20 protein-coding genes and 2 pseudogenes are annotated in these 17,834 nt (G+C 42.6%); 8 read left to right on the forward strand and 14 right to left on the reverse strand.

The window, feature by feature from the left end:
• Nucleotides 1–73 precede the first annotated feature (73 nt).
• Nucleotides 74–490, reverse strand: a pseudogene (locus tag ACGF49_RS18525) (DcrB-related protein).
• 424 nt (nt 491–914) lie between these two features.
• Between ACGF49_RS18525 and ACGF49_RS18530 the strand changes: the two are divergent.
• Entirely contained in the window at nt 915–2,012 is a 1,098-nt protein-coding gene (locus ACGF49_RS18530; protein WP_387492210.1) for a Fic family protein, read from the forward strand.
• A 135-nt stretch (nt 2,013–2,147) separates the two neighbouring features.
• Here the strand turns inward: ACGF49_RS18530 and ACGF49_RS18535 are convergent, their stop codons facing one another.
• From ACGF49_RS18535 to ACGF49_RS18550, 4 genes are all read right to left on the reverse strand, one after another.
• A complete protein-coding gene (locus tag ACGF49_RS18535; RefSeq protein WP_113043852.1) occupies nt 2,148–3,641 on the reverse strand; it encodes an aldehyde dehydrogenase family protein in 1,494 nt (497 codons plus the stop codon).
• Nucleotides 3,642–3,792: 151 nt separating this feature from the next.
• Nucleotides 3,793–4,161 carry a cupin domain-containing protein gene (locus ACGF49_RS18540; protein ID WP_113043851.1) on the reverse strand — a complete coding sequence of 123 codons (369 nt, stop codon included), beginning with the start codon at nt 4,159–4,161 and terminating at the stop codon, nt 3,793–3,795.
• Between the two features lie 64 nt (nt 4,162–4,225).
• Nucleotides 4,226–5,530, reverse strand: a complete 1,305-nt coding sequence (locus tag ACGF49_RS18545; RefSeq protein WP_113043850.1) for an FAD-binding oxidoreductase — start codon at nt 5,528–5,530, stop codon at nt 4,226–4,228.
• A gap of 108 nt (nt 5,531–5,638) precedes the next feature.
• A complete protein-coding gene (locus ACGF49_RS18550) occupies nt 5,639–6,394 on the reverse strand; it encodes a response regulator transcription factor (protein ID WP_113043849.1) in 756 nt (251 codons plus the stop codon).
• A 265-nt stretch (nt 6,395–6,659) separates the two neighbouring features.
• Here ACGF49_RS18550 and ACGF49_RS18555 point away from each other — a divergent pair, with 265 nt between their 5' ends.
• The gene (locus ACGF49_RS18555; RefSeq protein ID WP_113043848.1) at nt 6,660–7,610 is read left to right on the forward strand and encodes a nucleoside hydrolase; all 951 of its coding nucleotides are present in this window, start codon (nt 6,660–6,662) and stop codon (nt 7,608–7,610) included.
• 57 nt (nt 7,611–7,667) lie between these two features.
• Here the strand turns inward: ACGF49_RS18555 and ACGF49_RS18560 are convergent, their stop codons facing one another.
• The gene (locus ACGF49_RS18560; protein ID WP_113043847.1) at nt 7,668–8,657 is read right to left on the reverse strand and encodes a glycosyltransferase; all 990 of its coding nucleotides are present in this window, start codon (nt 8,655–8,657) and stop codon (nt 7,668–7,670) included.
• Nucleotides 8,658–8,803: 146 nt separating this feature from the next.
• Here ACGF49_RS18560 and ACGF49_RS18565 point away from each other — a divergent pair, with 146 nt between their 5' ends.
• Both ACGF49_RS18565 and ACGF49_RS18570 read left to right on the forward strand, forming a co-directional pair.
• Nucleotides 8,804–8,953, forward strand: a complete 150-nt coding sequence (locus tag ACGF49_RS18565; protein ID WP_158536607.1) for a hypothetical protein — start codon at nt 8,804–8,806, stop codon at nt 8,951–8,953.
• A 337-nt stretch (nt 8,954–9,290) separates the two neighbouring features.
• Nucleotides 9,291–10,487: an aspartyl protease family protein gene (locus ACGF49_RS18570; RefSeq protein ID WP_387492217.1), complete on the forward strand. Its 1,197-nt coding sequence runs from the start codon at nt 9,291–9,293 to the stop codon at nt 10,485–10,487.
• 104 nt (nt 10,488–10,591) lie between these two features.
• Here the strand turns inward: ACGF49_RS18570 and ACGF49_RS18575 are convergent, their stop codons facing one another.
• Nucleotides 10,592–11,182 carry a hypothetical protein gene (locus ACGF49_RS18575; protein WP_223121453.1) on the reverse strand — a complete coding sequence of 197 codons (591 nt, stop codon included), beginning with the start codon at nt 11,180–11,182 and terminating at the stop codon, nt 10,592–10,594.
• A gap of 154 nt (nt 11,183–11,336) precedes the next feature.
• A complete protein-coding gene (gene xreR1, locus ACGF49_RS18580) occupies nt 11,337–11,573 on the reverse strand; it encodes a cell morphology transcriptional regulator XreR1 (RefSeq protein WP_011148388.1) in 237 nt (78 codons plus the stop codon).
• A 148-nt stretch (nt 11,574–11,721) separates the two neighbouring features.
• Between xreR1 (ACGF49_RS18580) and xreR2 the strand changes: the two genes are divergently transcribed.
• The 3 genes from xreR2 to ACGF49_RS18595 all read left to right on the forward strand — a co-directional run bounded on the left by xreR2 (nt 11,722) and on the right by ACGF49_RS18595 (nt 12,630).
• A complete protein-coding gene (xreR2, locus tag ACGF49_RS18585) occupies nt 11,722–11,931 on the forward strand; it encodes a cell morphology transcriptional regulator XreR2 (RefSeq protein ID WP_113026268.1) in 210 nt (69 codons plus the stop codon).
• A gap of 210 nt (nt 11,932–12,141) precedes the next feature.
• Entirely contained in the window at nt 12,142–12,360 is a 219-nt protein-coding gene (ccdA, locus tag ACGF49_RS18590; RefSeq protein WP_113026269.1) for a type II toxin-antitoxin system antitoxin CcdA, read from the forward strand.
• Nucleotides 12,361–12,630 (forward strand): CcdB family protein, encoded by a 270-nt coding sequence (locus tag ACGF49_RS18595; protein WP_113043844.1) that lies wholly within the window; start codon nt 12,361–12,363, stop codon nt 12,628–12,630.
• Here the strand turns inward: ACGF49_RS18595 and xreR1 (ACGF49_RS18600) are convergent.
• From xreR1 (ACGF49_RS18600) to ACGF49_RS18615, 4 genes and pseudogenes are all read right to left on the reverse strand, one after another.
• Nucleotides 12,627–12,863 carry a cell morphology transcriptional regulator XreR1 gene (gene xreR1 / locus ACGF49_RS18600; RefSeq protein ID WP_113026271.1) on the reverse strand — a complete coding sequence of 79 codons (237 nt, stop codon included), beginning with the start codon at nt 12,861–12,863 and terminating at the stop codon, nt 12,627–12,629. The genes ACGF49_RS18595 and xreR1 (ACGF49_RS18600) overlap by 4 nt on opposite strands.
• Nucleotides 12,864–13,226: 363 nt before the next feature.
• Nucleotides 13,227–13,889, reverse strand: coding sequence for a GntR family transcriptional regulator (locus ACGF49_RS18605; RefSeq protein WP_387492250.1), 663 nt, complete (start codon nt 13,887–13,889; stop codon nt 13,227–13,229).
• A gap of 266 nt (nt 13,890–14,155) precedes the next feature.
• Nucleotides 14,156–14,491: pseudogene (locus ACGF49_RS18610) on the reverse strand (Tn3 family transposase); the annotation flags it as partial.
• 44 nt (nt 14,492–14,535) lie between these two features.
• A complete protein-coding gene (locus tag ACGF49_RS18615; protein WP_113043842.1) occupies nt 14,536–15,303 on the reverse strand; it encodes a helix-turn-helix domain-containing protein in 768 nt (255 codons plus the stop codon).
• Between the two features lie 105 nt (nt 15,304–15,408).
• Between ACGF49_RS18615 and ACGF49_RS18620 the strand changes: the two genes are divergently transcribed.
• Nucleotides 15,409–16,578 (forward strand): MFS transporter, encoded by a 1,170-nt coding sequence (locus tag ACGF49_RS18620; protein ID WP_113043841.1) that lies wholly within the window; start codon nt 15,409–15,411, stop codon nt 16,576–16,578.
• A gap of 4 nt (nt 16,579–16,582) precedes the next feature.
• Here ACGF49_RS18620 and ACGF49_RS18625 read toward each other — a convergent pair whose 3' ends face one another.
• The gene (locus ACGF49_RS18625; protein ID WP_271859612.1) at nt 16,583–17,014 is read right to left on the reverse strand and encodes a thioesterase domain-containing protein; all 432 of its coding nucleotides are present in this window, start codon (nt 17,012–17,014) and stop codon (nt 16,583–16,585) included.
• Between the two features lie 83 nt (nt 17,015–17,097).
• On the reverse strand, nt 17,098–17,823 hold the full coding sequence (locus ACGF49_RS18630) for a tryptophan 2,3-dioxygenase family protein (RefSeq protein ID WP_113043839.1): 726 nt from the start codon (nt 17,821–17,823) through the stop codon (nt 17,098–17,100).
• Nucleotides 17,824–17,834: the final 11 nt, after the last annotated feature.

The following is a 17,834-nucleotide window of genomic DNA, read 5'->3' on the forward strand; positions in this document are numbered from 1 at the left end:
GGTCGAGTCGGATGGGAACGACTTTGGGAAGGTTGGTTTCGGCTGCAAACCCTGATAGACGGCTATTTGCTGGCTAAATCAGTTGATTTGGAGATCTGATCAAGAGACAGGACTCAGATAGGGCCTGATGTGCCGACAGAGTGAAAATCAGCGCCTTACGGTCATCTAATAGAAACACCGCCTGATATTGATAAACTTGTTGCTCTTTTTTGGGACGATAACGGGAAAACAGCGCAGTGCCGGATAACAGGTTGTCACCAAGAACCGCAGGCTGTTCGTCAAGTAATTGCCAATCTCGCAATCCTTTTTTTAGTAACTCTTTTTAACGAACCAAGTAGTCGGTCAGGCTTTCACCTTCATCCAAACTATCACGGGAAATGTTCAATGCAGGGGCATTAGGGGCTGTAATGATATTAACGGTTTGCTCTTGATAACCTTCTGGTAGGGTAATGCTGCCTTCACTAAACCGACAACGGAGATGATTATCCATCTATTTTTACCTCCGTCATCACCATAGTATTATTAGTTAAAACCACCATGATTAAGTATTCTCGTATAAATGAAATATCCTTATTGGAAGCACCAGAGTTGTTAATTCCTATTAATCAACAAGCTAATTTACGAATAAAAATCTATCAATCTTTTTAACATATCAATAACTATAAAACAAATTAAATAGTTATATCGTCATTAACCATTAACAGTCATCTTTAATTAAACAATTCTCACGCTTGATGCTTATTCTGATCGCTAAAGAACAAGCACACAGAGACTTAATTATTTCCCGATATTGGTGATTTCACCTCATGTTGACAAAATACCAAGTGAAAAACCCAGAATGAGTCAAATAATATTACTATTCGCCTCATTTGGTGAGTAGAATAGAAGCCTTATTTGACTCACGGGTGAAGCAAATGTGGATATGGGAACAACCGAACTGGCCGGAATTCCATTGGAATGTCAATACTATTGCACCATTACTGCGAGATGTGCATTTCAATCAGGGACTGTTATTAGGCAAATCTGATTATGAAGACACCAAGCAGGCAACGCTTGATAGCCTTCTATCTAGCATACTCTATTCAAGTGAAATTGAAGGAGAAAGACTGAATGCAGCTTCGATACGTTCATCATTGGCAAACAGATTAGGTATTACGGAAGAAAAACCTTATCCAATCGTAGAAAAGAGTGACGGCATTACAAAGGTTGCTCTTGATGTGATAGAAAATAGCCACTCCGATTTAACCCTTGAACGCATACTCAAGTGGCATCAGTTGATATTCCCCGAAGGCTATACCATGTTCAATCCGATACAAGGAGGCAAATTACGCGAAAGGATGATAGAAGTGGTATCCGGTCGTTTGGATAAGCCAACTGTTCACCTTGAGGCGCCACCACCAGAAAAAATGGTCGATGAAGTACCCCAATTTATAACGTGGTTCAATCAATCCCGAACAGATACTAGGCTCGATCCCATCATCAGAGCAGCAATTGTCCATTTATGGTTTGTAACAATCCATCCTTTAGAAGACGGAAACGGGCGCATTACCCGATTTTTAACAGACCTTGCACTTGCTCAAGCCGAAAACCGTTCAATTCGTTTCTATGCAATGTCGGTAAGTATTTGTCATCATCGTAAAGCGTATTACGAAATCCTTGAAAATACTCAACATGGCGGTTTGGATATTACTGATTGGTTGGTTTGGTTTTTGAAAATACTGAATGAGACCTTAACAAATAAATTGAAAGAAATTAATCAGGTTGTACAAAAAGCTAAATTTTGGCGCCGGATAGACCAGACTCAACTTACAGCAGAGCAAACGAAGGTGCTAAACCGTATGCTGGATGGCAATTTTGAGCAAGGCATTAGCAGCAGCCAATATCAAAAGGTAGCGAAGATAAGTCGCGCCACTGCAACCAGACACCTGACACATTTGGTTGAGCTAGGTTGTTTAGAAAGTACTGGTGCTGGTGGTCGTAGCACTCGTTACCTTATTAATCACGAGTATTGAATTATAGTGTGAGTAGTACACAATCAACCTGCTGCCCTGAGTAGCCCTCTCTTGGATAAAATGCCAGTGATGACCTTAGGTTTGAAATGGCCCCGTCAATCAAGGGGCCTTGCTTATTTTGATCCGAATATCAAATCAATAGCGAACCATCACGGATTTCAATTCAGTATAGTGCTCAATAAAGGCGCTACCGAATTCACGACCAATACCTGAGGATTTGGTACCACCAAATGGTAATGCCGGATCAAGGAATGTATGCATATTGATCCAAACAGTCCCCGCTTCGATACGCGGGATCATGCGCATAGCTTTGCTGAGATCATTGGTCCACAAACTCGCCGCTAAACCAAATGGAGTATTGTTCATCAATCCAATGAGTTCTTCTTCATCGTTATAGCTGAGGAAAGTCCCAACAGGGCCGAATGTCTCTTCCTTCATCAATGAATCTTCTGGGCTGTTAGCACGAATCACTGTTGGCGCCACAAAGAAACCCGGCCCGGCCAGAGCATGACCACCGTAAACAATCTCACTGCCTTCTTGACGAGCTTGCTCAAACAGGGACAGGATCTTGTCATAGTGTGCTTTGTTTGCCAACGGCCCCATTTCTGTTGATTCATCCAGAGGCAAGCCAATCTTCATTGCCGAGAGTCTTTCAGACAACAATTTCAGCACATCATCCATATGGCTTGCAGGAATATAGAAACGTTCCGCCGCCGCACAAATCTGCCCTTGATTGAGATAACCAGCCTCTAAAACACCATCGACAATTTTTTCAACAGGCATATCCGCTAAAAACGCTGCACCGTTCTTGCCACCCAATTCCAACGTGGTACGAGTCAATCCCTGTTCCATTGCTGATTTACCAACAGCAATACCCGTTGGCACCGATCCAGTGAAAGTGACCTTAGCACATAATGGATGACCTATCAGCGCAGGACCAAGCACCGAACCTGAACCATTAATCACATTAATGACACCATCAGGAATACCCGCTTGTTTGGCTAATTCAGCCACTCTGAGCATGGTCAACGGGGTGTATTCACTGGGTTTCAACACAATGGTACAGCCGCAAGTCAGTGCAGCCGCCATTTTCCAGATGGCAATCATGATGGAGAAATTCCACGGAATAATCCCTACCACAACACCAATCGGCTCGCGACGGGTAAACGCCGTGTATTGTTCACCCTTAAAAGAGGGCAAAGAGACATTCAGGGTTTCACCGCTGATCTTACTTGACCATCCGGCAAAATAACGCAGGAATTGAGCAGAAGAATCAATTTCTAGCATACGGGATAATTGGATGGTTTTACCGGAACAAAGGGTTTCTAACTGCGCCAACTCTTCCCGATGTGCCAGCAATAGATCTGCCAGACGATTCAAGCAATGACCGCGCTCCATCGGTGAAGTTTGGGCCCATACCCCATGAAATGCCTCATGTGCCGCTTGCATAGCCGCATTAACTTCCGCTTCACCGCCTTGATTAACCGTTGCAATGATTTCATCAGTCGCAGGGTTTATGACAGAAAATGTTTCACTCCCCTGACCAATGACCGGCTGACCATTAATATAATGTCCATGATTATGCTGCAAAAAGGCCGTAACTGACGGTAATAAGTTAATATCACTCATTATTTACCTCTATCAAATATACCCGTTATCTTTCAAGTTGCCTCTTTGTTGGCCGCACTCGCTCACCCCGGTCACATAGTTCGCTATGCTCCCGGGGATTCGCTCCCTTGCCGTCGCGATGCATCTTGAAATCCGTAGGGTATAAGTTTTTTTAACCTCTAATACAAGCCAGATAATGCTTCACAAAACGGTCAGCGGTGATTTCCCACAGTACTTCCGTTCCTTTCGGCGCAAACCAGGAATCCCCCGGATGATATTCAACGGTTTCACCGCTCTTCACATCGGTCAATTTTACCGAACCTTCTGTCACGGTTGCGTGCTCATCAAACGGATACACCATACTAAACTTGCCACGAGTACAAGCGAAAATACCACATGTCAGGCTATCCGTTGGTTCACCAAATATCATTGCCATACTGGCCTGCGGATCGCCTTCCAACACAGTCGCTCCCAGATTGCTTACGCTACCAATGTCCAATAATTCAGGCAGGGATTTGTTCAGTAAAAATGATTTAATCATAATGTTCTCGTTCCAAATAAAATAATTTATGAATTGTCCAATGAATACTATTGAGATCAATAAATTAACGGCGACCTTTCCAATACCCTGACGTCTGATGCCAAATTTTTCCCGCTGATACCATCAGATGTCGCAACTTATCTTTGCCAATAATATTCACATGAGGAATTGAACTCATCAGGTCATAACGTTCAGATCCTTCACTCATCCCTTCCGCCAACACTTTACAAACGATATGGCTTGGCGTGACCCCAAAACCTGAATATCCCTGCACATAGAACACATTATTGTGCTGCGGCAAAGAGCCAATCTGTGGGAACAAGTTTGCACTGCAACACAACGGCCCTCCCCATGCCAGTTCAACTTTCACATCTTTCAAATAAGGGAAAACTTTCAGCATCAAGTGGCGGTTCCAGGCTTTCAAATCAGATGGGATATGCTCAATGAAGGGGGTTGCGCTACCGAATAAGAGACGGTTTTCTCTCGTCACACGGAAGTAATCAATAACCGGACGAATATCACTGTATGCACCGCGAATCGGGCTGATTTTCTCAATCAAATCATCCGGCAACACTTCCGTCATTAATTGGAAGGCATAAGTGTTGACCACCTTTTTATAAATATATGGCTCAAGACCACTATTAAGAAAGGCGTTACAGGCCCACAACATTTTATTAGCACGAACCGATCCCATCGCGGTACGAACCGTTACTCTGGGACCATATTCAATATTCAGTACTTGGCTGTTCTCAAAGAGTTTTACGCCAAGGTCTGTCGCCGCTTTTGCCTCACCTAGCAACAGGTTTAGGGAATGGACATGCCCACCCCCCATATGCTTCAACGCGCAAGTATAAACATCAGAACCAATCACCTTTTTCACATCGGAGCCAGTGTAAAGCTCAATCTCTTCATCAGGAGAAACCGCCTTAAAATCTTGCAACCAACTACGTAACGTCTTTTCCTGCCTCTTATTCATGCCAAGATAGCCATAACCACGGCAGAGATCAGCATCAATATTATATTTAGCGATACGATCACGAATGATGCCGGCACCCAGGTTACTGATCTGAAAGATCGTTTCCAACCCTCGCTCACCAATATGGCGTTTGATCACCTCCAAATCATGACCGATACCCGCCATAACCTGACCACCATTACGACCTGTACTGCCATAGCCAAGATGACGGCTTTCCAAGATCGCAATATTAGTGATACCTTTTTCCGCCAGTTCAAGCGCAGTATTAATACCGGAAAATCCACCGCCGATAATCACGACGTCTACATCCAGATCTTCTTGTAATGCAGGAAAACGAAGATCATATTTCTTGGTCGCAGCGTAATAAGTTAATGAATCAAGATGATTGCTCATGTGATAGCCCGATTAGCATCCAACATAATCACCGGATTATCTGTAGCGCAGAGTCACATCACCATGTCCCTTTAGGGATATTTGCAACACAGTTTTAACATTTGTGACTCAGGCAAAATAACGGGTAGGTGGCACCATAAACAGGCTAAAAAGCTCTGCTTGTGATCTGATTTGTAGTTTTTGATAAATATTTTTCCGATGGTTTTTCACCGTCCCCGTACTGATAAAAAGTTTCTCAGCAATCTGTGGTGAGCCTTTACCTTGCAATATCAACTCCACAATCTCACATTCTCTCGGAGTCAAGGAATAACGAGTCTGAGTATCCAGATAAGCCATTTCAGCAGCAGGTGTTTGCTGCGTCATATCATCATGTAATCGCGCTACACTGCGGATAATTTCCAGTGTCGTTTTCAGGTTTTTCCGATGCTGTTTCTGGATGAAAAATGGCTGATTTTCCTTACCAAAAAACAGGCCAAGTTGCCTTTGGGAAGAGAGCTTCAGTAAAACCCCCGTTTCATCCTGCCAACCGGTCTTACGATAAAAATTCAGATAATAATCAGTATGATAAAACCCTGAAGGGACGAGTTCCCGTAAGGTAAATAGATCAGTGTCAGCCCCATCTATCAAGGCTTGATAGAACGGATCTTGCAGATAAGCACCCTGTTGATAAATCTGATTTATTGCATCACTGTTTTTCTTCTCGGTTTTACTCAAACAACGCGGAGAAGAACCTTGTTCAAAGGCATAAACAATGGCGTTATCAAAAATAATAAATTGTTCCAGCCAAGTCAGTAAATTAGGATAAAATTCACTGGTTGCCACCGATTCAATCACTGTTGATAATCTATCTACATGAATATCCATTCAATCCCTCGCAATTATTCATAAATTAATAATAAATCCGAAGCAGATATTGCCCGCCAATTCCATAGCGAAACTATATAAAAATCACACTTAAACTGGATCTACAACTCAATTATCGTTTATGTGTTAATCAAATCACAATTATGAAGCATTTTACTAATTATTTATGAGAGCACCCACTCAGATCTAAGATTTTGTCACGGAATAGACGTTTTAACTGGATTATGCTCATTTTTTATATCACTTTCTCTGGCAAGGAGTAAAAATGACCACCAAAAAAATTATTCTTGATTGCGATCCGGGACACGATGACGCCATTGCGATGTTATTGGCGCATGGTAACCCTCATATTGAGCTATTAGCCGTCACGACGGTTGTCGGGAATCAGACACTGGATAAAGTCACTCACAATGCGCTGGCGATAGCGCATATTGCCGGTATTACCGGCGTACCCTTTGCCGCAGGCTGTCATCGGCCATTAGTTCGCGAGCTCGAAACGGCATCGGATATTCACGGCGAATCTGGTCTGGGTGGCGTGAAGTTGCCTAAACACTCTCGAACTCTAGATCCTCGCCACGCCACTGATCTGATCATTGATACTATTATGTCTCATCCGCCCAAAACGGTGACTTTGGTTCCCGTTGGCAGCTTAACCAATATTGCTCTCGCCGTCCGTAAAGCACCGAAGATCGTTGAACGGGTAAAAGAAGTGGTATTAATGGGTGGTGGATATCACACGGCTAACAGAAGCGCAGTGGCAGAATTCAACATCAAAACCGATCCAGAAGCGGCACATATTGTTTTCAATGAAAAATGGCCACTGACGATGGTCGGTCTGGATCTGACACATCAAGCACGCGCCACATCCGAAATCATCAAAGCAATTTCACGTATCAATACCAAAGCGTCTCGGTTTGTCGTAGAGCTACTGGAGTACTATGGTGAAAGTTATCAGAAGAGACATGGTTTCAACTGCCCTCCAATACATGATCCTTGTGCCGTCGCCTATGTGATCGACCCTACCGTGATGACAACGCAAAAAGTCCCCGTCAATATTGAACTGAATGGTACCTTAACTGTGGGAATGACCGTAGCGGATTTCCGTTATCCACCATCAGAAGATTGCCATACCCAAGTTGCAGTCAAACTCGATCAACAGCGATTCTGGCAATTGATTATTGATGCGTTGAAAAACATCGGCGATACCTGCGATTAAGATGGAAAATAACCACAGGTAAGGAGCGATCGATCATTAAAGCCGTTATTTTCACTATTAAACGGCTTTTAACACCGCCCTAAGTCGCGGATATCGACGAGCCAAACGCCAACGCAATCTAAATCCACGGGCATTTTTCCAGATCATTGACCAAATACCGCGCTCAAACAATTCATGAACGATTTGTTGTTTTATCGTAGAGGATTCTATCTCATTAATCGTATGCAAAATCCCTAGCCCCTCTTTCGCGATCTGCCAATGACACGCCGGCACCTGCTTGACTTGTTGTGGATAACGCTGATTAATCTTATTCAGCATCTCCAAGATTTTCATATAGTGATGTGCTGTTCTTACCTTAATACGATCATCCGCAGGAACATGGGACACCGAAGCGGTGTGAATCAGATAATCATAAAAAGATTCATCAATATATTGCACCCGATTTGCCGTCAACAAGAGTTCTGTTGTCCACGGAATATCCTGATGATGCAACCCCGGTTCAAACTGATAATGATGTTTTGTCAGAAAAGCCCGTTTATAGATATTCAGCCAAGTTACATGCAGGAATTTGCGTGAACTCAGTGCTTGTTGCAACCATTCTGGCCCGCTCAGAACCACGGTAGAAGAGAGGCGCTCGGAAGGAAAAATCTTTCGAGCAGGCCGACCATCATCATAAACATAATGACCGTTGCAAGTAGCAATATCCAAATCATTATTCTGAGCAATCTCTAACAGCCGGTTATACATACCCGGATAAATGACATCATCAATATCAGGGAAAGCCACATAATCACCTCTGGCTTTCGCTAACCCCGTGTTACGGGCAACAGAAACCCCTTGATTCTTCTGAGTGATAATTTCTGTCTTTGGGAATTTTTCGGCATATTGCTCAATAATCTGGCGACTATTATCCGTTGAACCATCATCAACCAAAATTAATTCAAAATCAGTTAGCTTTTGCCGAGATAAATTGACAAAAAACTGCGGTAAAAACCGCTTTCCATTATAAATAGCTACGACAATGCTGAGTTTTAGTGATATAGACATAAAATCAATATATTCCTTTAGCCCAAAGGTGTTATTTTCTTATATTGAGATCATCTGGATATTTATCAGAAAAATAATTTACACATATAAATATAAACCCAATAAATATTTATTACCTTTACATTATACCTAAAAATAAAATATTAATGATTTATACCCTATGGATTTCAAGATGGATCGCGGCGGCAAGGGAGCGAATCCCCGGGAGCATAGATAACGATGTGACCGGGGTGAGTGAGTGCAGCCAACAAAGAGGCAACTTGAAAGATGACGGGTATATAGTGATTTTTATTTAAAATTGTTATCATTGATATACACTATATAATCAAACACATCCAGATAATTTATTAATAGCCGACATTTTCACCAACATTACCGCTGAAATTAATAATAGTTCAACCGCAGTTAAACAATTACTCACTACATTTCACATCAACTAATGTAATGATGTTATTGTTTATCTTTGGTTTTAGCAAAAAGCAGATAATAATATTTGCAATGAAGCTGAGCTGTACTGGTAACGCGTACTATCCTAGGTCATACACAACATTTTATTGCTTCCAGTGCATTATGTTGGGTTTTACCGGACCCCAGATTTTTATCTTCCATCCCCTAGAAAAGGAATCTAATATTATGAAAAAACAGGAAAAGATAGCCACACGGGCAATTATTACCGCCAGCTTGCTGACACTGATAACGGGCTGTAGCCATATGGAAAAAATCCATATGCCAGAAGAAAATAAACCCATCCTTTCTACTAAGCTGGACATCCATCAGCCAACATCGATCATTGTTCCTGTCACTATCTCCGGTAAAAAATATCAATTCTTACTGGATACTGGCGCCAGTTATACCTTCATCGATAATAAGCTGGCAAAAACGCTGACACAAACCACACCAGAATCAAAAATACCGGCTACATTCCATCGTATGCTGTCCGATGGACTGGTTACAACCAGTGAAAAACGCTTACACAAAGCTGACCTAACGTTATGGCAACCCCTGGCGATTACCCTCGGTAACCATACGGTGCCGGGCTCTGATCCCTGGATTGGCATTGACATAAGCCTCTTTAATCAGTCCATTGGTCAGGATCTGGATGGTATTCTCGGCATTGACACTTTTCGTCAGTTAAACTGGGAAATAAATAATCTGAACCACACATTGACAGTATGGCGACATGCGCCTTCAATCCTAAATTATCAACAATGTGAACCTTACAGTGATAGCTACGGTAGATCTCCCGCAATCCAGGTTTCTAATGTCGTTTTTAATATAGATACCGGAGCCGATTACAGCTATGTTTCTCAGGAATTTATTGAATATCTGAAAAAAGAGCACAAAGATAAAATTTCTGAAGGAATCAATGTCAAATACGCGTCCGCTAGTGGGCTTGATAGTAGTAAAGAGTATCTGATTGATGGCTTTTATTTACAGCAACTGCCGGTAGGTCGTCTGAGAATTGGCGAAAATAAAAATGATCTCTACAATCTTGGTATGAATTTCTTCTCACGTTTTGATGATTATCTGTTTATTCCAAATAAAATGCTGCTCTGTTTTAACGCCAAAAACTTTACCCGTTATGACAGTCCATTACTCCGCACGATTGCAATCCGTTATTTTAATAACAAAGTAGAGATATTTTACAACGATCCGAAATATATTGAAAAATTTGGATTAAAGAACGGTGATATTGTCCTGGAAGTTAATGGTCAACAAGCCCTTCCTAAGGATATCACCTATCTTCGTAATCAGTTGTCAGAAACACCATCAGGTAAATTGACAATAAAAATTGAACGAAATAACATCCAGAAAATTATTACCATTTAATAAAGCCATTTATTGGGGGAGATATAGGTTCTCCCTCAATATACCCGTCATCTTTCAAGTTGCCTCTTCGTCGCGATCCATCTTGAAATCCATTGGGTATAAACTTATTCTTCAATTTGGTATTTATTATGTTTATAAGCAAGATACGTTTTAGGTAAATTTTTTTCTTTCAACACCTGCCATATTTCCAGTGCCTGTTTTTTCCCTTTACCTTTATTTTCAGGATCAGCAATGAAATCACTAATAAAATTATTCAAACGAGCGGAAGGGATCTGTGGAAGCCTTCCTTCCTGCTGTTTCAAAGAAGCCAAGTGCTCGACCAAATCACCATAGGTAATTTTGTTATTATTGGCAATTTGCGCTTTACGCCAATGATTTAACCAATACCATTGGCCGGATTTATCCGCTAATGGCCCATATTGGCGGTTCACTTGTTCTAATAAGAAATTTTTAGTTTGCTTGTCACTCACATAATTTATTACCAAACTTTCTAGGGTGAGTAAATCCCGACTAGCACAATCTCTTTTGTTAGGAATAGCAATAGGCAAATCGCCTGAATAGCCAAATAGCCGTGATCGAATATGCAGCTCAAGCTCATTCTTTTTTAAGTGACTTGTTGCAATTCCTAAAGATTTAGCAAACTGCCGAAGTTCAGTTACGTAAAAATAACTATTCTCAAACGCTTCCTGATTCATGCCTTTATGCAATTTACTCACAATAACATTTCCTTAATCGTATTTATCAGTTACCACCAACCCATTTTCTCAACCTTTATCAAGGCTAGCACAGTAATTCATTCCAACAAAAAGATAAGAAAATTTCCAAGAAATAAAGGGGAAAGAGACTATTTTAGCCTTTTGGCTTTGCACTGAAATCAAACAAGTCTGTCAGCTCAATCTGCAAACCACTCGCAATAATATTGATGATTTCAAGCGTAGGATTTCTAACCCCACGCTCAATACCACTGATATACGTCCGGTCAATTCCACATTTATCGGCAAAAGCCTCCTGAGACATGCCAGACGATTGCCTGAAATACCTAACTCTTTGTCCAAAAAGGAATTTTACAGCATTTGGCTTTTTCATCCGATAAGTATCGAATTATGTTACTTATCAGACCACGGACTATGAGTCACTTTTTGCGGTAAGTTATGTTATCATATGTGACTTATAGTCTACTATGTAACGATTTACCTTTTCATATCAAAGTTATCCGTAACGTGGAGGATTAATAATGAAAAATCAGGACTGGCACCCAGCAGACATTATCGCCGAGCTGAAAAAACGGGGAACATCATTAGCAGCCGTTTCAAGGGAAGCAGGGTTAGCATCATCTACCCTTGCTAATACCCTGCAACGCCGCTGGCCCAAAGGTCAACGGCTTATTGCCACGGCTTTGGATCGCGATCCCGCTGAAATATGGCCTTCAAGGTACACAAAGTAAGTGGCTGTAGATAAAAATGGAGCAGTTTATCAATAAGATAAGCTGCTCCGATCTACTTTATACCACTCGGTAAGAATAATGATTACTTGCATTTATCTTTTCCTGTTCGCAATCCATTTCTTCATGCGAACGTAAAAAATCAGGTTGCCTTTTGTTTTCACGAAATACATACTTTTAATATGTACTTAAAGTGTGTTTTTGAGGTGTGCTATGAAGCATAGAGTCAACATAACAGTTGATAAAGAAAATTATCTGATCATGAGTTCAGCCGGTGTAAACATTTCAGGTTTTGTTAATGAAGTCATGACCAGAGAAGCTCAACGAATCAAAGCTGAAAGCTGGAAAGCAGATAATCGCAAAGGAATGGAAGAAGTTGCTCAATTTATTGAACAATATGGTTCATTTGCTGATGAAAACAGGAACTGGTAAATGCAATTTGTTGTTTATCAATACAAACGGAGCGAAAGCAAATACAGTATGTTTGTTGATGTACAAAGTGACATCATTGAAACACCAGGAAGACGTATGGTTATTCCTTTGGTTGAAGCGCATCATTTTTCAAGCAAGGTGAGTCGTCATCTATTTCCTATAGTGCAAATCAGAGATGAAAATTACCGACTTTTAACAACAGAACTTTCAAGTGTCTCAGAAAGCGTAATTGGAGAGAAAATCACTGATGCACGAATTAAAGTCGACTAACTCTTTTTCTCCGCGTCAAAGTCAAACAGATCTTTTAATTCGATCTGCAAACCACTTGCTATGACATTGATAACTTCAAGCGTGGGATTCCTGACGCCACGTTCAATGCCACTGATATAAGTACGATCAAGCCCACATTTATCGGCAAAAGCTTCCTGAGACATACCAGATGCCATTCTGATATATCTAACTCTTTGTCCAAAAAGGGATTTTATAGTGTTAGGTTTTTTCATTCGATAAGTATCGAACGATGTTACTTATCAAACCACGGACTATAAGTCACGTTTTCCTGTAACTCGTGTTACTAATATGACTTACCGCAAAAATACGATGAATTATGTTTTTAATAACCAAGTGATCTGTAATTGGGAGGATTAAAAAGTTCAACATCATGGCACAAAGGGCATATATAGCTTCTCTTATCATTCACTTCCTTGATCCTTATAGACACTACCGCCTTTGTCTGGAGAGGTACCAAACAAACATAACGTTACAAACCAAAATATGAAAAAATTTTAAACATATTAATTAAATTAATTTATCTTATCAATAAACTTGCCAATCTAGTCGCAGATATTATCTTTTCTTAACATTTATTAAGCACGATTTTTGCGCATATAAGCCGCTAATACCGTACGCTCTGACTGCTCCAGATAGCTTTTTAACTCGGAGGCCGCACTTTCTGGTTCACCTTTCTCAAGTAACGCCAAAATATGGGCATTCTGATCAATATAGGGAACATAAAAAAGTTCAGGATCGTTCAGATAACCAAAAGCCAGACGCAATTCCGCAGAAATATGCCCATAGAATGTTATCAACCGTTCACTGTCAGTCAGTTCAACAATAGCTGAATGAAATGCCATATTTGCGGTTCCAACACCAAGCCAGTCCTGAGTATTACGGCACTGTTTAGCCATTTCGATTGCACTGCGCATATGTTCAACCGCAGGATGCAGAGGATAAGATTGCGCTAATGCCTGACATTCAATAAACCGCCGGACCCGGTAAATATCGATAATAGAAGCAATACTCGGTGTGGCGACAAAAACACCACGGTTAGGTTCATATCGCAGTAACCCTTCCTGCGTCAGTACACGAAAAACTTCACGTAATGTATTACGCGATATTTCAAGTTGTTCGCTCAGAGCCGCTTCTGATAGTCGTTGACCGGGTGATAACTCCCCAATAATCAGTTTTTGCCGGATAATATTTGTTACTTTTTCACTTAACGTCTTAGGAGAGGAATTATCTTTTTTCATAATAATTAATTGAAAGAACGGACCAAATGTAGCAAACCTGACCACAAGCTCCCGGTTGCTAAAGATAAGAATGGCAGGCATATTCACACATTCATCTACTGCCAGCAAGCATAGAGATTCCTCCCCACTGACTGTTTTCTACGCCATAATTAGATTTGATTCATTATGGAAGCCAGTGGAGGCCCCCCTCGAAAATGACTAACTATGTAACATTTTGTTTTAATAAATTATCCTGGGGTTATAAACCAGAGCTGACGAAATTCTCGTCACACTAAATCCAGTCCTGCCACAACTTCATCAAGGTCAATAATTTTACCATTACTCTGAAAAGAATAATGACCGTTCAGTAATATATACTGCCAAGCTACCAGCAACATTTGGTCAGCAGTGTCACTGCCTTGGTGTTAATTTATTCAGCAGCTGCAATAAAATGATCGAGTTATGGTGGTAGATGATAACGTTGGCAATCAATTGGCCACACCGTTTCAATATCGGTTCGCCCAGTAAATTCTTTTTTACCATCAACCCGAGTGATAGCCGAGCGTAACTGATAATTACTCAAGGCGATTCTGTGAGCAATGCACATTCCGTTCTAACTGCGGATAACACAGCGTGTCGGATTGATTACCTATGACAAATGGCAAACTTAACCGCGCATTGCCATATATGCCCGTGGAGGATTGCCTGCCATATTTTTAAAAAAGGTGGCGAAAGCGCTATCGCTGGAAAAAGCTAGTTGGCTAGCGACGTCAGATTGGCTGTATCCCTCTGCTAGCAGCTCTATTGCTTTGATTAGCCGCCACTGTTGCCGCCACTGTTGATAGTTCAGCCCAGTTTCACGCAGGAAGATGCGGCTAATGGTTTTTTCCGATGCGCCGATATAACTAGCCAGCTCGTACAGCGGCGGTATTGTGACCATATCGGCTAAATTTCTCAGGCGGCGGTCACTGGGTAGGGGCAGCAGGGTTAATTCGCGTGGAGCCAGTTGTATCTCATCCAGGCATACCGCTAGAATATTAGCGGTAGCACCGTGCTGCCAGTTGGTGTCGAACTCAGCGATGGCAATGCGCTCCAGCACTTCGCGTAGCAGAGGTGAAGCAGTCAGGACTTCTAAGCATTCAGGCAGACTAGGGTAATGGGAGCGATCGAGATACACCGAGCGATAACCTACTACACCGCTAACTTGCACCCGATGCTCCAGCCGCGGTGGAATCCAAGCGATACGACCCGGCGGGAGCATGCAGATGCTCTCATTGAGCGTAATTCGCATACAGCCTCGCTGACTAAACAGTAGTTGCCCCATCCTATGCCAGTGTGGGCCAGAGTCATGCTGAGCTAATTCGGCTGCGATGCCCAATACGCTATTGTCGAATGAATCCGGATCAAAGGCATCCTGAGCGTTAAGCCATGTCATACTCTGTCCGATTATGTAAATTTTTTGTCTTTTATATTGTAACAGACAACAGAGCGAAGGTGGTACCTTGGTGTCCCTATTTTACCTTTAGTCACAGGACTTGCTATGCAACGCAAACTTACCCTCACACTAGCAACATCTATGATGATGTTTCCCCAAGTGGTGGAAACGATCTACAGCCCAGCGCTTACTCATATCGCTGAAGGGTTTCATGTCAGCGCAGAAATGGCCGCGCAAACTTTGTCCTGTTACTTCTTTGCTTTTGCCCTCGGCGTTGTGGTGTGGGGGCGGATGTGTGATGTGATTGGACGGCGCCCTACGATCCTTACCGGACTCGCGTTATATATGTTGGCATCGATCTTAGCGATCTTCTGCGATAGTTTTACCATATTATTGGTGGCGAGGGTATTGGCCGCCTTTGGTGCAGCGGTGGGATCGGTGGGCACCCAGACTGCCATTCGTGATCAGTTCAGCGGCTACGAATTGGCGCGAGTGTTTTCGGTGATGGGGATAGCGATGGCGGTTAGCCCGGCGATCGGCGTGCTGAGCGGTGCGTTACTGACCCATTATTGGGGCTATCAGGGCGTCTTTAGCGGTCTGGCGATATTAGCGGCGGCGTTGCTGGCTTATGCTGCATGGCAACTGCCAGAAACGCGCCCGCAAGAGGTCGTGAAAAGCTTCTTCTTCGGTACTCTGGAGCGTATGACTAAAGATGGTGACATCTGGCACAGTGCGCTGTTGGTCGCTCTATTCAATATCTGCATGTTCAGTTATTACCAATTAGCACCGTTCCGTTTTGAAACACTGGGTCTTCCTGCGCAATGGTTTGGCTATACCGGGCTGGTGTTGGCAGCAGGTGTGGCCCTTGGCGCAGCCATTAACAAGCTTTTGATCACCAAGCACTGGTTATTTACCGCTTTGCTAACACTGGCGTGTGTTCTGCTGCTTTCTGGCGGTATCTTAGTGTTCTTACTGGAAGAAACGGTATGGTTTGTCTTACCAATGATGCTGGTTGTGATGGCATATGGGATTGCTATTCCCAATATTCTGGCGCGTGCCCTGCGGCGCTATAAAGATTGCATGGGAACGGCGGGGGCGATCCTTGGTTTGATGTATTACCTGATGTTAGGGGGCGGTTTGGTTCTGGCAGGGTTGACGCAACGCCTTGGCGTGGTACTGACAATTAGCAGCATTTGTGCACTGATGCTGGCAGGGAGTATCGTACGTAGCGAACGGCAACTCACCTTGCCAAAAGGTGAAAAAAAACGCGCCTGAGTATTTAAACGTTGGTCGGTGCTAAATGGCCGGCCAACAACCGATGGAGTCTTGCTACTACGGAGTTACATTGCTCTTCCAGATACTGCCCACTGTCAAAGCTGTGTTGTTGAAATTCTCTGCTTGCGATCTGGCACCAATCAGATAAATCTTGCTCATAAATCCAGTTATCACGGTCCCCCTGAGAAGCAGCCAACGGTGCCCAATAACAGGTGCTTTGCGGAAACAGCAATTGGGAGTAAAGTAACAAATCTGCTCGGCCCGGATACTGTACGGCAAATAGCTCAATATCCTGAGACAGTAGTTTGCCCCAACGTTGAAATACCATGGCACTACCGCCCACATGTGGGAAAGCAATTATCCGCAGTTTTCCCTGACGTTCTGGGGTCAGTTTTTTCAGACAACGCCGTGGTAAAGGGAAGTGTACAGTGTGCATAAGGCTTACCTGCCATTATAATAATGGTGATCTTGAAAAAGGGATCTTGCGATCCCATTGTGCATTGGATTTCGTGTTATGATTCAGTTGATTGCATCCCACAGTTCATCAAATACTGGGTTAAAAAGCGTGGACTTTAGATAGTCTGAGCCCGCAGAACCACCTGAACCTTTACGTTGACCAATCGTGCGTTCAACCAGTTTTACATGTCGATAGCGCCACTCCTGTAACAACGAATCCAGATCCAGCAACTGATTAAGTAATAGTGACTCGCAGGAAGGGCGTTCTAACATACTCTTGATGATATCTTTCTCACTTTGTGCTGGGTCGCCCATCTGCATGAGTTGAACTCGTACAGTCTCCCAGAGCGAAATAGGCCGTACTATTGCTGCCAGCCTTTGCTGGATAACATCATCATCTAAGTATTGCTGAAATTTTTTGCTGTTTGCCTTACCCAGAAGCGCCTCAATACCAGCAAATTGGTAAGACTGAAAACCGCTAGCGGTTCCCAAATAACCGCGAAAACGTTGGAACTCATGAAATTTCAATGTACAAATGACCGTAATCTGGTTTACCACGGTTTGTGCAATGGCATTAACGCGGATCATGACTTCGATGGCTGCTGGTATTTCACCGGCACCAATCAGATCAATTGCTTGATGGATCTCATCGATCAACTGTTTAAACCACAACTCATACGTTTGATGCGTGATAATGAACAGATTTTCATTGCGGTGCTCACTGCAAGGTGAGGCAGGTTGCTGGAGTGCCAACAACTGGTTTAATTGCAGATAACTTGAGTAGTCCATGACGCGTTCTT

It is taken from the genome of Photorhabdus sp. RM96S (genome assembly GCF_042879335.1).
Lineage (GTDB): Bacteria > Pseudomonadota > Gammaproteobacteria > Enterobacterales > Enterobacteriaceae > Photorhabdus > Photorhabdus kayaii.

Bases quoted from the DNA above. Each gene is read 5' to 3' on its own strand.
- xreR2 (WP_113026268.1), top strand. From the start codon at position 11,722: ATGAAAAATCAGGACTGGCACCCAGCAGACATTATCGCCGAGCTGAAA.
- ACGF49_RS18625 (WP_271859612.1), bottom strand. From the start codon at position 17,014: ATGCACACTGTACACTTCCCTTTACCACGGCGTTGTCTGAAAAAACTG.
- ACGF49_RS18595 (WP_113043844.1), top strand. From the start codon at position 12,361: ATGCAATTTGTTGTTTATCAATACAAACGGAGCGAAAGCAAATACAGT.
- ACGF49_RS18620 (WP_113043841.1), top strand. From the start codon at position 15,409: ATGCAACGCAAACTTACCCTCACACTAGCAACATCTATGATGATGTTT.
- xreR1 (WP_113026271.1), bottom strand. From the start codon at position 12,863: ATGAAAAAACCTAACACTATAAAATCCCTTTTTGGACAAAGAGTTAGA.
- ACGF49_RS18615 (WP_113043842.1), bottom strand. From the start codon at position 15,303: ATGACATGGCTTAACGCTCAGGATGCCTTTGATCCGGATTCATTCGAC.
- ACGF49_RS18565 (WP_158536607.1), top strand. From the start codon at position 8,804: ATGATTTATACCCTATGGATTTCAAGATGGATCGCGGCGGCAAGGGAG.
- ACGF49_RS18545 (WP_113043850.1), bottom strand. From the start codon at position 5,530: ATGAGCAATCATCTTGATTCATTAACTTATTACGCTGCGACCAAGAAA.
- ACGF49_RS18550 (WP_113043849.1), bottom strand. From the start codon at position 6,394: ATGGATATTCATGTAGATAGATTATCAACAGTGATTGAATCGGTGGCA.
- ACGF49_RS18560 (WP_113043847.1), bottom strand. From the start codon at position 8,657: ATGTCTATATCACTAAAACTCAGCATTGTCGTAGCTATTTATAATGGA.
- ACGF49_RS18570 (WP_387492217.1), top strand. From the start codon at position 9,291: ATGAAAAAACAGGAAAAGATAGCCACACGGGCAATTATTACCGCCAGC.
- ACGF49_RS18630 (WP_113043839.1), bottom strand. From the start codon at position 17,823: ATGGACTACTCAAGTTATCTGCAATTAAACCAGTTGTTGGCACTCCAG.
- ACGF49_RS18540 (WP_113043851.1), bottom strand. From the start codon at position 4,161: ATGATTAAATCATTTTTACTGAACAAATCCCTGCCTGAATTATTGGAC.
- ACGF49_RS18605 (WP_387492250.1), bottom strand. From the start codon at position 13,889: ATGAAAAAAGATAATTCCTCTCCTAAGACGTTAAGTGAAAAAGTAACA.
- ACGF49_RS18575 (WP_223121453.1), bottom strand. From the start codon at position 11,182: ATGAATCAGGAAGCGTTTGAGAATAGTTATTTTTACGTAACTGAACTT.
- ACGF49_RS18530 (WP_387492210.1), top strand. From the start codon at position 915: ATGTGGATATGGGAACAACCGAACTGGCCGGAATTCCATTGGAATGTC.
- ACGF49_RS18555 (WP_113043848.1), top strand. From the start codon at position 6,660: ATGACCACCAAAAAAATTATTCTTGATTGCGATCCGGGACACGATGAC.
- ccdA (WP_113026269.1), top strand. From the start codon at position 12,142: ATGAAGCATAGAGTCAACATAACAGTTGATAAAGAAAATTATCTGATC.
- ACGF49_RS18535 (WP_113043852.1), bottom strand. From the start codon at position 3,641: ATGAGTGATATTAACTTATTACCGTCAGTTACGGCCTTTTTGCAGCAT.
- xreR1 (WP_011148388.1), bottom strand. From the start codon at position 11,573: ATGAAAAAGCCAAATGCTGTAAAATTCCTTTTTGGACAAAGAGTTAGG.